At 58.8% G+C, this 15069-nt stretch carries 10 protein-coding genes; 2 read left to right on the top strand and 8 right to left on the bottom strand.

All coding sequences use genetic code 11. The annotated features are described in order from the left end of the window. The 8 genes from nuoG to ACOSYY_RS07065 all read right to left on the bottom strand — a co-directional run. On the bottom strand, positions 1-1553 hold a 1553-nt coding region (nuoG, locus tag ACOSYY_RS07100; RefSeq protein WP_421661568.1), incomplete at its 3' end, for an NADH-quinone oxidoreductase subunit NuoG. A 23-nt stretch (positions 1554-1576) separates the two neighbouring features. After that, positions 1577-2881, bottom strand: a complete 1305-nt coding sequence (gene nuoF, locus ACOSYY_RS07095) for an NADH-quinone oxidoreductase subunit NuoF (protein WP_421661567.1) — start codon at positions 2879-2881, stop codon at positions 1577-1579. Between the two features lie 77 nt (positions 2882-2958). Continuing rightward, a complete protein-coding gene (gene nuoE / locus ACOSYY_RS07090; RefSeq protein ID WP_421661566.1) occupies positions 2959-3423 on the bottom strand; it encodes an NADH-quinone oxidoreductase subunit NuoE in 465 nt (154 codons plus the stop codon). A 74-nt stretch (positions 3424-3497) separates the two neighbouring features. Beyond that, the gene (gene nuoC, locus ACOSYY_RS07085; RefSeq protein ID WP_421661565.1) at positions 3498-5288 is read right to left on the bottom strand and encodes an NADH-quinone oxidoreductase subunit C/D; all 1791 of its coding nucleotides are present in this window, start codon (positions 5286-5288) and stop codon (positions 3498-3500) included. Further along, positions 5285-5992: an NADH-quinone oxidoreductase subunit B gene (locus ACOSYY_RS07080; RefSeq protein WP_526023300.1), complete on the bottom strand. Its 708-nt coding sequence runs from the start codon at positions 5990-5992 to the stop codon at positions 5285-5287. The genes nuoC and ACOSYY_RS07080 overlap by 4 nt, the downstream gene beginning before the upstream one ends. After that, positions 5992-6432 carry an NADH-quinone oxidoreductase subunit A gene (locus ACOSYY_RS07075; RefSeq protein WP_421661564.1) on the bottom strand — a complete coding sequence of 147 codons (441 nt, stop codon included), beginning with the start codon at positions 6430-6432 and terminating at the stop codon, positions 5992-5994. The genes ACOSYY_RS07080 and ACOSYY_RS07075 overlap by 1 nt, the downstream gene beginning before the upstream one ends. A gap of 190 nt (positions 6433-6622) precedes the next feature. Continuing rightward, positions 6623-6802, bottom strand: a complete 180-nt coding sequence (locus ACOSYY_RS07070; RefSeq protein ID WP_526023299.1) for a DUF1328 domain-containing protein — start codon at positions 6800-6802, stop codon at positions 6623-6625. Positions 6803-6902: 100 nt separating this feature from the next. Continuing rightward, positions 6903-7178, bottom strand: a complete 276-nt coding sequence (locus ACOSYY_RS07065) for a hypothetical protein (RefSeq protein WP_421661563.1) — start codon at positions 7176-7178, stop codon at positions 6903-6905. Between the two features lie 354 nt (positions 7179-7532). Here ACOSYY_RS07065 and ACOSYY_RS07060 point away from each other — a divergent pair, with 354 nt between their 5' ends. After that, a complete protein-coding gene (locus ACOSYY_RS07060) occupies positions 7533-10496 on the top strand; it encodes a response regulator (protein WP_421661562.1) in 2964 nt (987 codons plus the stop codon). Next, positions 10493-15069, top strand: a 4577-nt coding sequence (locus ACOSYY_RS07055; RefSeq protein WP_421661561.1) for a PAS domain S-box protein, incomplete at its 3' end; no start/stop codon positions are given. The genes ACOSYY_RS07060 and ACOSYY_RS07055, both read left to right, overlap by 4 nt.

The following is a 15069-nucleotide window of genomic DNA, read 5'->3' as shown; positions in this document are numbered from 1 at the left end:
GCGGCGGCTTCGATCGTGGAGTCCGAACCGCTTCCTGTGCCGGCAATTATCAACGGCCGTTCGGCCAGCCGTAAGGCTTCCGCGATGCGATGAGCCCTCTCGCCTTCTTCCTTCGAGAGGTCCGGGATAGACGGAGCGGTTCCATCGATCGACTGAGCGATGGAGAACCCCAGTCGAGCGATATCGTCCGGTGCGGCGAAATAATTGTCCGTCGCATAATCGTGGAACCAGGTACGTCGAAAGCCGGTCAAGAATAGCGGCCCTCGTCTACCTTGCACGACATTGCGCACCGCGGCATCATCCCACCGGGGTATCTTCAGTTCATCCGCTCGCTTCATCGGCTGTTGCCGAACCGCTTGCAGGAGGGCGAGCGCCAAACGTGGCGCGCTGTTCAACAGGTCTTCGCCGAGCACGAGGACGGCGTCCGACTCTTCCGCTTCCTGTATGGAAGCGGACGGCACCGGACCGGTTCGCAGGATGGTCAGGATCGTCGAGAGGAGCCGGTGCTCAAGGTCGCCGATGCCGAGGAAAAACCGGTCGGGGCCGACGAGCGAACGAAGGGCTTCATTGGCTTCCAACGATGCGCGGGGGGAGCCGATCCCGATAACCCCGCGTGCTCGTCGTAAACGGTCGGCGGCGGCGGCAAGAACTTCAGGCACTCCCTCAGGTCTTGCCGGACTGATACGGTCGCGCGTCGCCCGTACCAGCGCTCGCTTGATTCTGCCGTCGCTGTTGACATAGTCGTATCCGAACCGGCCACGGTCACAGATGAAGTATCCGTTGACATGAGAATTGTAACGGTTGACCACTCGGCGCAAAATACCGTAGCGCTCTCCAGGTGTGGTATTGCACCCCAAGCTGCAATGGGGGCAGATCGATTGGGCCGATTGCAGGTCCCATTTCCTCGTGTAGTGCTGGAACAGCGTGTTGTCGGTGAATACGCCGGTCGGGCAGACCTCGACGAGGTTGCCGCTGAATTCGTTCTCCAACGCTCCATCCCGTTCTCGGCCGAAATAGAGGGCATCGCGCGAACCGAATACGTTGAGATCGTGTCCGCCGGCATAGTCCCGATAGAATCGCACGCAGCGGTAACATTGGATGCAGCGGTTCATCTCGTGCTTGATGAAAGGGCCGAGATATTGGTTGCGATAGGTGCGTTTGGGAAATCGGTAACGGCGGTAGGCATGACCCGTCATGACGGTCATGTCTTGGAGGTGGCATTCACCGCCTTCGTCGCAGACCGGGCAGTCGTGCGGATGGTTCACCATCAGCCATTCGATGACGGAGGCTCGGAAGGCCTTGGCCTCGGGATCCTCGACCGAAATGCGCGTCCCGTCGGCAGCCGGTGTCATGCAAGCCATGACGAGACGCCCACGTTCATCCTGTTCGTCCTTGAACTGTTTGACCGCGCATTGGCGACAAGCGCCGACCGATCCCATGGCCGGGTGCCAGCAGAAATACGGCACATTCAATCCGGCCCCAAGACAAGCGGCGAGCAGATTCTGGCGCTCAGACACCGAATAGGATCGATTATCGACGACAATCGTTGCCACTGGCTCCGTTTCCTCGTCTCGGACTAGACCAGGATTTTGTGTCGCTTCAACGTTATGTTCCAGGGGCATTGCCCCATGCGGATATGCCGCACAAAGTCGTCTCGAAAGTATTTCAACGCGGATTTCAAGGGCTCGACCGCGCCCGGCGCCAAGGCGCAGAACGTACGGCCGGGACCCAGAAATTCGGCATGCATCTCCAGCAACGTCAGATCATCGTTGGTGGCTCGTCCTTCCTCGAATGATTCGAGTATTCGCGCGACCCACGGCAGCCCTTCCCGGCAAGGCGTGCACCAGCCGCAGGACTCGCGGGCAAAGAACTGTTCCAGATTGAGCACGAATCCGACGGGACAGGTACGGTCGTCAAGCACGATCATGGTGCCGGTCCCGAGACGGCTTACTTGCGGAGGAATCGAAGAGAAATCCATCGGAAGATCGAGATGTTCCTGGACCAAAAAGGCCGTGGACGCGCCTCCGGGGAGCAGCCCTCGAAAACTAAAGCCGCTGGACATGCCGCCGGCATAGTGTTCCAACAGCTCGCGCGCCGTCGTCCCGAGAGGGAGTTCCCAGCACCCGGGATGCGCGACGCGGCCGCTCATGCCGTAGAGTTTCGTGCCGCCGTCCTTGCTTCGACTCAGATTGTGATACCAAGCAGCCCCATGGTTGACGATGTGAGGAAGGTTGTACATCGTCTCGACGTTCTGAACGACGGTGGGCTGTCCCCACAGACCGGCCGTCTGAGGATATGGAGGCTTTGCGCGAGGAATCGCGCGTTTGCCTTCCAGGGCATTGAGCAACGCCGTTTCCTCTCCGCAGATGTACCGCCCCGCGCTGGTATGGAGGTGAAGGTCGAAGCGAAAGTCCGATCCATGAAGCGTCCTTCCGAGATGCCCTTCCGTATAGGCTTCGGAGATGGCGTTCGTTAAGCGCTGAGCGGATAGACGATACTCGCCGCGCAGAAAGATGAAACCGATTTCCGCCTGTATGGCATAGCCCGCGAGGATCATACCCTCCACCAGGCCGTGTGGGTCGCCCTCCATGAGCACACGATCCTTGAAGGTGCCCGGTTCCATCTCATCGGCATTGGCCACAATGTATTTGGGCCTCGGCGCGTCGGATCCCATCGGGACGAAGCTCCACTTGCTGCCCGTTGGAAATCCGGCGCCGCCTCTCCCGCGCAGACCCGATTCAGTCACCAGCCGCTGGATGTCTTGAGGCGACAGCCCATCGGCAAGGCGCGCGAGGCTGCGATAGCCGCCGGTCTTGCCGTATTCTTGTAGACCCCGATACCGGCCGTCCCGGGCGATGTGTTGTGTGAGAGGACGTTCCATATTGAAATCAGGCTCTGGTTAAGGCTGAGGATAGAGAATAGGAATTTCGCTAAAGGTTGACCTCGACCTCAACCTGTCTATTTATATTTCTCCACGATGCGTTCAATCTTGTCCGGCGTGACATTCCCGTAGACATCGTCATCGATCATGATTGCCGGCGCCCGTTCGCAATGTCCGAGGCAGGCGATCGGCAATATCGTGAATCGGTCATCGCCTGTCGTCTGTCCCATCTCCACACCGTAGCGGCTGCTCAGTTGGTTCCGTACCTGTTCACATCCCATGATCCAGCAACTGATGCTGTCGCAGAGGAAGAGGACGTGGCGGCCGACGGGCTGCCGGAAGATACGGTTGTAAAAGGTCGCCACACCATCCACATCCTCGCGTGTCATGCCGAGAAATTGCGCGATATCGAGGAGGGATTCATCCGAGATCCATCCTCGCCGTCGCTGTAAAAGCAGCAAGGCATCGATGGCACCCGCTTGTTTGTCAGGGTAGTGCTTCACGGCTTTCTCGATTTCGAGGCGTTCGATGTCCGACAACATACGTGCTCAGTCCTGAGTTACAGAACATCTCTTATGTCGTGCTCAGCACTCAGCACTGAGCACTCGACACTTCTTCACCGGTCCACATCCGACAACACAAAGTCCACGCTCCCCAATATCGCAAGGAGATCGGACAAGAGTTCGCCGCGTGCCATGAACGGCACCATCTGTATGTGCGCGAACGACGGGGTGCGGATTCTCGTCCGGTACGAAACCGGTGACCCGTCGCTGGTCACGTAATAGCTGGTCTGGCCCTTCGACGATTCCGTCGGGACTTCCGCTTCGCCCGGCGGAAGCACCGGCCCCCAACTCACTCCCAGGAAGTGATGGATGAGCGTTTCAATATCCTGCATGGTGCGCTCCTTGAGGGGAGGCGTGGCAAGAGAATCGAGTGCTTTGTAGGGGCCGGCAGGCATGTGCTCCAGGCATTGGCGAATGATGCGCAACGACTGCCGCATCTCCAACACGTGCACCACGGCCCGGTCGTAACAATCCCCGTGAGAACCGACCGGGACTTCAAAGTCGAACTGATCGTAGCCGGAGTAGGGGCGAACTTTGCGCAGATCCCAAGGAAGTCCACAGGCCCGCAACATCGGTCCGGTGGCACCCCAGGCCATGGCGTCTTCGAGCGTGAAGGCGCCGATGCCGACGGTCCGTCGCTTGAAAATCGGATTGTCCATTACCAGACGTTCATATTCATCGAGACGGCCGGGAAGGTAGTCCACGAACTGCCGGACCAGTTTGTCCCAACCGACGGGAAGATCCTGGGAGACGCCGCCGATACGGAACCAGTTCGGGTGCATGCGACCGCCGCAGATCGCTTCCGTGATCGCATGAATCCGCTCGCGATCGTTGAACATGTAAAAGACGGGTGAGAGAGCGCCGACGTCCTGCGCGAAAGTGCCGTACCACACCAGGTGGCTGGCGAGGCGGTAGAATTCGCACATCATGACACGGATGACTTGCGCCCGGTCGGGGACCGTAATGCCGGCCAGTCGTTCGACCGAGAGACAGTAAGGCATTTCGTTGAGGGCGCCTTGTAAGTAGTCGACACGGTCGGTATAGGGAATGAACGTATGCCAGGTCTGCCGCTCGGCGATTTTCTCTTTGGCCCGGTGGTGAAAGCCGATATCCGGCACGATGTCGATGATTTCTTCGCCCGCGAGCTGTGTGACGAGCCGTAAGACACCGTGCGTGCCGGTATGGGCCGGGCCGAGGTTGATGAACATATAGTCGAAGTCCGCGTCATGATGGGTGCGGCGCAATCCCCAATCCTCGGGCTCGAATCGCAGCGATTCCTGCGTCATCGCGAGTTTCTCGGGCGGCAGTTGAAACCGGCCCATTTCCGTTCCGCGCGCGGGATGGTCTTTCCGGAGCGGGTGGCCGTTCCACCAGGGAGGCATGAGAATACGTCTGAGAAACGGATGGCCGTCGAACCGGATGCCGAACATGTCATACACTTCGCGCTCGTACCAATCGGCGTTTGGCCAAAGATCCATGACGGACGGCAGCGAGAGCGGTTCATCGCGGAGAGGGACTTTGATTCGGAGCGATTGATTTCGGTCGAACGAAAAGAGGCGATAAAAGACGGTAAAGGCGCCGATCGGCAGCCCGTCATGGTTCCGACGCAGCCGTTCATCTGTTGCGCTCAAATCGAAGAGCATCGGAAACGGACGAGGAATCTCGGATCTCACATACCGGAGTGTTTCACGCAAGCGGCTTCGGTCGACCCACACCGTGGGAATGTCATCTTTGGTCGGTTGAAAGGCCAGCAGTCCGTCTGAGCCGAAGCGGCTCCCGAGTTCCTCCACCACGCCCGAACCATGCACGTGAGCGTCTTCCGTAGTCGGTAATCGTAGATTCATGGCTTGGAAGTCGATCGATCGATCGGTTGTCCTGCAAAGTGGGGCGAGAGCAGATCGGTGCTGGGCAGGATATCCACGGGCGGGTATTCGCTGCGTCGAACCCGTTCTTCCCGTTTGGCATCCCGCATCGAGGGCATGATGGGCTTCTGCACTTCCTGCGGGCCGAACCACCAACTTAAAGGCCGGCGCTCTTTGCCGACCTTGTCTTGCAGCAGCAGCAGACATTCCATGAATGCATGGGGCGGCGGCGGACATCCCGGCATGTAGACGTCGACCGGGATGATTTTGTCCACACCCTGCACGACCGAATACGCATCGAACATGCCGCCCGAATTGGAACAGGATCCCATCGAAATCACCCACCGCGGCTCCATCATCTGTTCGTACAACTGCTTGACGATAGGAGCGACCTTGATGAATACCGTTCCTGAGACCACGAGCACATCGGCTTGGCGGGGAGAACCGCGCACGACTTCAGCGCCGAATCGGGCGATGTCGTACACGCTGGTGAGGCTCGTGGCCATTTCCACGTAGCAGCAGGACAAGCCGAAGTTCAGCGGCCATAGGGAATTTTTTCTGCCCCAAGCCAGCAGGTCTTGCAGTTTGGCAAGGACCACGGATTGCCCGACCACGGTGGCCAGGGATCCATCCCCTCCGTCTCGAATCGAAACGCCCTCCAGTCGTCCGTTACGCCACTCTCGCATCACCCTGCTCCTGGATGTGCAGGCGATGGAGGCGGAGGATGAGGTGGTCGCTGAAATTGCCCGCTCCAATCCAGCGCGCCGACGCGCCACAGATAGACCAACGCCGCAAGTAAGATCATCGTGAAGATCGCCGCCTCTATGAAGCCGAGCCAGCCGGTCTCCTTTGCCGCTACGGCCCAGGCATAGAGAAAGACGGCCTCAAGGTCGAAAATCACGAAGAACATCGCCACGAGGTAGTACTGGATGGGAAGGCGGATGCGCGCGCTGCCCGTCGGACGGATACCGGATTCATACGGGACGCCGGTCGCTATATCGCGTCGGCGCTCAGGCTTTTTCCAATGTCGCTCGCCCAGGAGTGCCGGCAGGCCCAACATCACGCCGATTACGATGAGGACACCCGCTGCGTATAGTCCGATTTGCAACATCCACTGAGATGCCATATGAGTCTCTCCATGGCCGCGAATCTTCGAAGTGCGTGAAGCAATGGGCAAACCAGTACACCGGATCAGCAAAGGTGGCGGGGCCATCGCCACGAATTGCGAGGCTGGGCATCTGTCGCAGGCCGCTCATCCGAGTCATTGCCAGGCAGTCTCGTACTGGAGGGCCGGTGAAGCCTTGGACATATGTTGACTAAGAAAATACTTTCCGACCCACGATAATGCCCGCGACCAGCAACACAACACAAATTCCGAGAAACAAGTAAAACAAGACCTTCGCGATGCTCGCAGCTCCGGCCGCGATGCCGGTAAAGCCGAACGCCGCGGCTATTAACGCGATGACAAAAAAGATGGCAGCCCATTTCAACAGCATAGAGTCCTCTCTCTTCCACACAGTTTACTTTCCATGGCTCAATAACGATGCCTGTTGAATTCTCGGACGCGAAGCCTCGAAATGGGGGACTCGACGCCCATTAATCTTTCATATTTTCTTTTAGTGCTTTTGCCTCTCCTTTTCCTTTTTCCGCCGCGCCTTTAACGTTGCCCTTTGCCCGCTCCCCGGCGGCTTTTACATCATTGCCCTTGGCTTCCTCCTTCAAGGCCTTGGCCTCGCCCTTCGCCTCCTCCATCTCACCCTTGACCTCGCCCTTCACCTCTTCCATCTTGGCCTTCGTTTCACCGGCATGACCGATCATGGCACAGCTCATAAAAGGAACCAGAGCCAGAGTGACCGCCATCAGCATTTTCATCTTCATCGCCACCTCCTTTTGGTAATACGGTTACTTCGAACCATACGTGGACTGTGCGTCATCACGCACTGGGACTGTCCCCAGGGGCTCCTGGTTTTATATGACCAGGGAAATCCCTAGTTTATTGCCGGACGATTGTGCCGTGACAAAGGAAGAGCGTAAGATACGTACTTTCGCGCAGCGATGAATGGTCCGTCTTGCCGGTTTCATAGCGGCAGCCTGGCAAAACACATCAGTTGGGACACAGGGCCGGCCATGGACTTTCTACAGCTCTCCATTCCCATCGACCCCCTTCTACAATCGATGTACTCCCGTATCCCTTCGATACCGCGCCTCCGGGTCGTGTACTGAACGATGCGATTCACGAACCTTCCATACCTCTCGTACCACATCGCGGCTCAAGCACTGTCTCTCACAACGGTGGCCATCGCGTCACTCGTCCTTATCGGGTGGGCCTTTGGAATCCTGACAGTGACCAGCCTTGTGCCGGGATTTGCCGGAATGAAAATCACGACGGCATTCGGATTCATCTTCGCGGGGGCGTCGGTTCTGTGGCTCAACGCGGCCCGATCCGGAGCAGAGACTACCGGACGGTCCAGACATATTCTGTCGGCTCTTCCAGCCGTCATGGCAGGCCTCATGGGATTGGGCACGTTGATCGGTTATGCCTTCGACATTGCGCCGGAGGCGCATGACGCTCGGATGCCTCTATCCACCGCGGTTTCGTTCGTCCTCTTTGCCGTGGCGGTGATCACGTTTGCGAGCGAGACGAGAGGGATTCAACGGATTTCAGAAGCGGCCGTGCTTCTCACGGTATGGATCAGTGGGCTTGCCGTCATCGGATATCTCTATCACGCTCAGTCCCTGTACACCTTCAAGTCGTATGGTTCGATGGCGTTGCTTACGGCCGTATGTTTTCTGATGCTTGGAGGAGCCCTTCTCTCCGTGAGACCGGATCGTGGGATCATGGCCATCGTTACTTCTCGGGAGCCGGGAGGGCTCATGCTGCGCCGCATGGTCCCACTCACGCTTGGGATGGTGATCACGATCGGATGGCTGCACCTTGCCGGAGAAACCGCCGGGTGGTTCAATCGCACATTCGACTTGATGGTCGTCGTCGGCCTTAACATAGGAGGATTCAGCCTCATCCTCTGGATCGTCGCGCGCTTTTTAAGTCATGCGGATCGGGAACGACGAGAAAATCAGATTCGATTGCGCTTGGCCCAAGACGCCGCCAGCCTCGGCATTCACGATCACGATGTCATGAGGGGAACAATCCGATGGGACACCCGCGTGCGGAAGTTATGGGGCGTGGGCGCGAACGAACCGATCTCAAATGAGACGTTCTGGACAGGTGTGCATCGCGAAGATCAGGAAGCGACAAAAGCGGCCGTGGATCAAGCGCTCGATCCGGCCGGCCCTGGACGATACCATGCCGAATTCCGGGTCATCCCTCGAACGGGCGGCCCGATCCGGTGGATCAGAGCAACGGGCCGCGCCATCTTTGAACAAGGTCGAGCCGTCCGTCTCGTGGGTACAGTGCTCGACATTACCGAACACAAACGGCATGAGGCCGAGCTGGCGCTTCGAGCCCGTCAGCGATCCCTCTTGTATGAATTGTCGGATGCAGTCAATCGCGCCGAGGCCCTGCCGCATCTTTACGAGAAAGCTCTGGATGTCATTATTACTTCCCTGAATGCCGACCGCGCCTCGATCCTTCTTTTTGACGATGACGGCGTGATGCGCTTTCAAGCCTGGCGATCCTTGTCCGATGCCTATCGCGGCACCGTGGAAGGGCACAGCCCGTGGAAGGCCGATGAGCGCGATCCTCGGCGGATCCACATCGACGATGTCGCCGAATCGAACATCGAACCTTCATTGGCCGCAGTGATTCGACAGGAGGGCATCCAGGCATTGAGTTTCATTCCGTTGATGTACGGAGGGCGCCTGCTTGGAAAATTCATGGTGTATTTCGATCGAACGCATTCTATGAGCGAAGAAGAAACAAGTTTGGCCCAGGCGATTGCCGGGACTCTGTCGGTCGGCATTGAGCGCAAGACGGTGGAAAACCGGCTGTACGAGAGCAACGACCGGTTGCAAGCCTTAACTGCCAAATTGGAAAAATTAGTGGACGACCGCACCAGAGAGCTTGTGTACTCTCGAGATCAACTTCGTGCCTTGGCGGCAGAGTTGAATCTGGCCGAGCAGCGGGAACGCAAGCGGCTCGCGACGGAATTGCACGACCACTTGCAGCAGACGCTGGTGCTTGGAAAACTAAAAATGGGGCAGGGCAAGCGGCTTGCGGCCGAGATGCCGGCGTTGGCTACAATAATCGAGGAAACGGACTTCGTCTTTTCCGACGCACTAACATATACCCGAACGCTCGTAGCGGAACTCAGTCCCCCGGTGCTGCGCGATCATGGACTCGCAGCCGGATTAAAATGGCTGGCCGACTCTATGAGCAAGCAGGGGCAGACCGTGACAGTCAAGGTTCCGGACGAGAGCGTCCCGGCCTTGCCGGAAGCCCACACCACATTGTTATTTCAATCGGTGCGCGAATTGCTGATGAATAGTCGCAAACATGCCGACACCGGTGAAGCGGAAGTGGTACTTGACCATAGTGACGGAATTCTCATTCTACAGGTGCGCGACAATGGGAAAGGCTTCGATCCTGCAGCAGCAGCAGCAGGGACTCCTAGCGGCGGAATCTCCTCAAAGTTCGGTCTGTTCAGCATCCGAGAACGGATGGAGTCGCTAGGAGGCTCGTTCGATATTCAATCTTCACAGGGGCAAGGGACAACGGCGACGCTCACACTGCCGCTGGGAAGTAGTCCTGAGGCGAAAGTGCTGAGTCATGAGCCTGGGCAGTCGAACACTCAGCACTTGCCCGATTCGGCACCCGGCGCTCAGCACTCAGCGCTCCACCGGAAGAACGCGATCACTCGCGTTCTTCTGGTGGACGACCACGCCATGGTTCGACAAGGGCTGCGGTCCGTGTTGGATGCGTACGATACTATTCAGGTGGTCGGGGAAGCACAGGACGGCTCGGATGCCGTGAGACTCGCCGGAGAGCTGCGGCCTCACGTAGTGGTCATGGACATCAACATGCCGAAGATGAACGGCATCGAGGCGACGATGCGCATCAAGGCCAACTGGCCGGAGACCCTCGTGATCGGGATCTCGGTCAACACCGGAGACGACAACGGCGCCGCGATGCAACGAGCCGGTGCGGCAGTGCTGTTGACGAAAGAAGCGGCGGTGGATGACCTGTATCGGACGATCCAGGATGGGCTGAAGAAGGAAGTGGAAGTAAAGTGAAAAAACAGACGGGAAGCATAAGCCAAGATCGGGCCGGTGCGCGAATGCACAATCAGGGCGACTTTCTAAGCGGCGGCGGCGAGATGGGCGCCTTGATTAGAGCAAAGGACTGGTCCAAAACACCGCTTGGTGCCCCGGAGCGGTGGCCGCACGCGTTAAGGATTGCCCTACGCATTGTCCTCGATTCCCGCCATCAAATGTTTTTATGGTGGGGACCTGACCTCATCATATTCAACAACGATGCATACATTCCTGTTCACGGTGCCCGCCACCCCTGGGCGCTTGGGCAACCCGCAGCGGTGGTGTGGCAGGAGATTTGGGACACGCTCGGCCCTCAGGCTGAAGCCGTGCTTCGCGACAAGCTGGCCTCCTGGAATGAAGACCAGCTTCTGACCATGGAACGAAACGGGTACCCGGAGGAGACGTTCTTTACCTACTCCTATAGCCCGGTTCAACAGGACGACGGAACAGTCGGCGGAGTGCTGTGCGCCTGCACGGAGAATACCGACCGAGTCATCGGGGAACGCCGATTGACGATCCTACGTCAGCTGAGCGCCGCCACCGCAGGGTCTCAGTCCGTGTCTCAAGCCTGTCGTTCCGCCGCTCAGACATTCGAATCGCATTCACGCGACGTAGCCTTCGCTCTGATCTACTTGTCGACGTCCGATGGAAAGCATGCGGAACTCTATTCCACCGCCGGCATCGCGCCGGACGATCCGATCGCGTCTAAACGGGTGCCGATGACAACCGATGAGGCTCGCTCCAACACGTTGTGGCCTACTCAAGAGACGATGAATGGGATGTCGATCGTTCTGGACAATCTGCGGGAGCAGGCCGTCTTACCCGGAGGCTATTGGCCCGAACCCACACATACGGCGATGGTGCTGCCGCTGAAAGGCAGCCAGGGTGAGCTCATCGGATTCATCGTCTTGGGCGCCAGTCCACGCCGTCCGTTCGACGACCACTACCGGGGGTTTTTCGAATTGGCCGGCAGACAAGTCGAGACCGCCGTGACCAATGCTCGCGCCTATGAAGAGGAAAAGCGCCGCGCCGAAGGCTTGGCGGAATTGGACCGCGCCAAGACCGCCTTTTTCTCCAATGTCAGCCATGAATTTCGCACGCCGCTCACGTTGATGCTGAGCCCGGTCGAGGAACTGCTCTCCAACACGGATTTGACTCCGGCTGCCAAAGGCCAATTGGCAATCGTGAATCGCAACGGTTTGCGCTTGCTGAGACTAGTGAACAGTCTGCTCGACTTTTCCCGCATCGAGGCCGGACGCATGCAGGCCCGGTACGAGGCCACGGATCTTGCCGCGTTCACCGCGGAGCTGGCGAGTTCATTTCGATCCGCGATCGAGCTGGCGGGCTTGCGGTTCGTCGTGGACTGTTCGCCGCTGTCCGAACCGGTCTATGTCGATCGTGAGATGTGGGAAACGATCGTTCTCAATCTGCTGTCCAACGCCTTCAAGTTTACGTTCGTCGGGCGGATAGCCGTGACGGTCCGCCGGCGAGAGAAAACCGCCGAACTGGTCATCCGAGACACCGGTGTCGGCGTTCCAGAAGAAGCCATGCCTCGGTTATTCGAGCGGTTCTATCGGGTCGAAAATTCACAAGGCCGCACCCATGAGGGCAGCGGAATCGGCCTGGCGCTGGTCCAGGAATTGATTAAGCTTCACGGGGGGGCCGTGCGGGCCGAAAGTAAAACGGGAGAGGGCACCGCCTTCATTGTAACGGTTCCTTTGGGCAGCGCTCATCTGCCCGCCGAGAAAGTTGTGACAGCTCGCAGCCGCGCGTCCACTGTGACGGGAGCCATCTCCTTCGTGGAAGAGGCATTGCGCTGGTTGCCCGACCAATCGCCGTCCATGGAAGAATCGCCGCGAGAGGAACGGCCGCCCGTTCCTTCGCCGCCTTCGACGGAGAATTTACAGACCGATCGTCCGAGAATCGTGCTTGCCGACGATAACGCCGATATGCGGCAGTACATCGCGCGGTTGCTGGCCGAACGCTATGCCGTCGAGGCCGTCGCGGACGGTGAAGCGGCGTTGGCCGCGGCGCAGGAGCGCCGTCCCGATCTCATCCTGAGTGACATCATGATGCCTCGGCTCGATGGGTTCGGACTGTTGCGGGACCTGCGCAACGATCCGTCGCTGAGGAACGTGCCCGTCATTTTGCTGTCCGCGCGCGCCGGCGAAGAGGCCCGCATCGAAGGCTTGGAGCATAGCGCCGACGACTATCTTATCAAGCCCTTCAGCGCTCGTGAATTGCTGGCGCGCGTACAAGCGCATCTCGACATGGCGCGGGTGCGTCGGGAATATGAGCGAACTGTTCGCGAGAGTGAAGCGCGCTTCCGTCACATGGCGGACAACTCGCCGGTGATGGTGCGGGTAACGGAGCCTGACGGTGCCTGCTCGTTCTTAAGCCGGTCATGGTACGACTTCACCGGACAGACACCGGAGAGCGGTCTTGGATTCGGCTGGCTGGAGGCGATTCATCCGGAGGACCGTGAATCCGCTGAGGCAATCTTTCGCGCCGCCAACTCGGAACAACGGCCCTTTCGCTTGGAGTACCGCGTGCAGCGACATGACGGAGCGTACCGCTGGGCCATCGACTGGGGCGCCCCGCGCCTCGGCCTTCAAGGCGACTTTCTTGGTTACATCGGCTCGGTCATGGACATTACCGAACGGAAGGAGGCGGAGGAGGCGCTGCGCGAAAGTGAAGAACAGTTCCGAGCCATTGTCAGCCAAGCCACGGCCGGCGTTGCGCAGACCGATCCAAAGGGAGCCTTCGTTCTCGTCAACCAACGGTACTGTGATCTCACCGGCTACAGCCGGGAAGAACTGCTCACGATGCGCATGCAGGACATCACGCACCCGGAAGACCTGCCGCGCAATCTGGAGTCGTTTGCGCAGCTTTTGCGCGACGGCCCCGATTTCGTCATCGAAAAACGCTACATCCGCAAAGACGGGACCATCGTGTGGGTAAACAACAGTGTCAGCGCCGTCCGCGATGCCGCCGGATCTCCGCAATCTGTTGTAGCGGTGGTGCTGGACATCACCGAGCGCAAGCGGCATGAGCAGCAGCTTGCCGAGCAGACGCGACTGCTGAATTTGAGCAACGACGCCATCATCGTGCGCGATGTGAATGAGCGCATTACCTTCTGGAACCACGGAGCGGAGGAGATTTATGGATGGCGCGGCGATGAGGCGCTGGGGAAAAATCTGTATGAACTTCTGGAGACGGAGTTCTCCGAGCCGCTGGAGCAGATCGTCGAAAAACTCGGGTTGCACAATCGCTGGACCGGCGAGATCACTCAGCGGCGGCGAGACGGCACACACATCACGGTCGCCACCCGCTGGGCGTTGGACCGCAATGCCCAGGGCATGTCCGCTTCCATTCTTCAAACCGACAACGATATCAGCGAGCGTCTGGAAGCCGAAAAAGCGAAAGCCAGACTGGCCGCCATCGTCGAATCGTCCGATGACGCGATCGTCAGCAAAGATCTCGAGGGCCTGATCAAAACGTGGAACCGCGGCGCGGAGAGGCTGTTCGGCTATGCGGCCGAAGAAACCATCGGCAAGCCGGTCACCATGCTGATTCCGCCCGAACGATTCGGCGAAGAGCGGGAGATTCTCCAACGCATCCGTCGCGGAGAATCCGTCGAGCATTATGAGACCGTCCGCCTCCGCAAAGACGGCGCCGTACTCGACATCTCACTCACAATCTCTCCAATCTTCGATGGACAAGGCCGTGTGATCGGCGCTTCCAAAGTCGCGCGCGACATCACGGAGCGCAAACGGCACGAGAAGGAGTTGCGCCGATGGAGAGATGAGTTGGAAGCGCGCGTTCAAGCACGGACAAAGGAGCTGGTATTGTCGCAGAATCGCCTTCGCGAAATGGCGTCGCAAGTCAGCATGGCGGAACAGCGCGAACGGAGTAAGTTGGCCCGCGACCTGCACGATTACTTGGCGCAGATGCTCGTGGTCGGCCGAATGAAAATGACTTGGGCCAAAAAACAGCTGGCGGCGCTCTCGCCGGCCGGGGAAGCCGTGATTCAGGATGTGGACGACATTCTCCAGCAGGCGTTGAGCTACACGAGGACCACGATCGCCGAACTCAGCCCTCCTTCCTTGCAAGGCGAAGGATTGCCCGAGGCCCTGAAGTGGCTCAGTGAGCGATTTCAAAAAGACGGGCTCCGCGTCGAGTTCCGTTCGGATTGCCGGATGGTGCCCTTGCCTGAAGAGCAGGGTGTGACGCTGTTTCAGTCTGTCCGCGAATTGCTCTTCAATGTGTTGAAGCACTCCGGTGTCGATCAGGCAAAGGTGACGCTCGCGGTGGAACCGGACGGCGGCGTGCAGGTGATCGTGGAGGATCGCGGCAAGGGTATGGACGACGATGCGATGCGCCGCGGAGCCGAACCCGGTCATCTTGGGCTTTTCAGCGTGTCCGAGCGGCTGGAAGCGCTCGGGGGCAACGTTGAAGTGTTGTCCGGGCCGAACCAAGGCACGACCGTCATCCTGTGGCTGCCGTATACCGGAACACAGACGCGGGGCGAGATGAATGGAACCGACGAAAC

It is taken from the genome of Nitrospira sp. BLG_2, assembly GCF_049222245.1.
The sequence above is the reverse complement of the archived record's forward strand: the minus strand, read 5'-3'. Positions and strand labels throughout refer to the sequence as shown.

What these genes read in the sequence shown, in the direction of transcription:
- nuoF (WP_421661567.1), bottom strand. Translation starts at nt 2,881, where the DNA reads ATGGAACGTCCTCTCACACAACACATCGCCCGGGACGGCCGGTATCGG.
- nuoE (WP_421661566.1), bottom strand. Translation starts at nt 3,423, where the DNA reads ATGTTGTCGGACATCGAACGCCTCGAAATCGAGAAAGCCGTGAAGCAC.
- nuoC (WP_421661565.1), bottom strand. Translation starts at nt 5,288, where the DNA reads ATGAATCTACGATTACCGACTACGGAAGACGCTCACGTGCATGGTTCG.
- ACOSYY_RS07080 (WP_526023300.1), bottom strand. Translation starts at nt 5,992, where the DNA reads ATGCGAGAGTGGCGTAACGGACGACTGGAGGGCGTTTCGATTCGAGAC.
- ACOSYY_RS07075 (WP_421661564.1), bottom strand. Translation starts at nt 6,432, where the DNA reads ATGGCATCTCAGTGGATGTTGCAAATCGGACTATACGCAGCGGGTGTC.
- ACOSYY_RS07070 (WP_526023299.1), bottom strand. Translation starts at nt 6,802, where the DNA reads ATGCTGTTGAAATGGGCTGCCATCTTTTTTGTCATCGCGTTAATAGCC.
- ACOSYY_RS07065 (WP_421661563.1), bottom strand. Translation starts at nt 7,178, where the DNA reads ATGAAAATGCTGATGGCGGTCACTCTGGCTCTGGTTCCTTTTATGAGC.
- ACOSYY_RS07060 (WP_421661562.1), top strand. Translation starts at nt 7,533, where the DNA reads ATGCGATTCACGAACCTTCCATACCTCTCGTACCACATCGCGGCTCAA.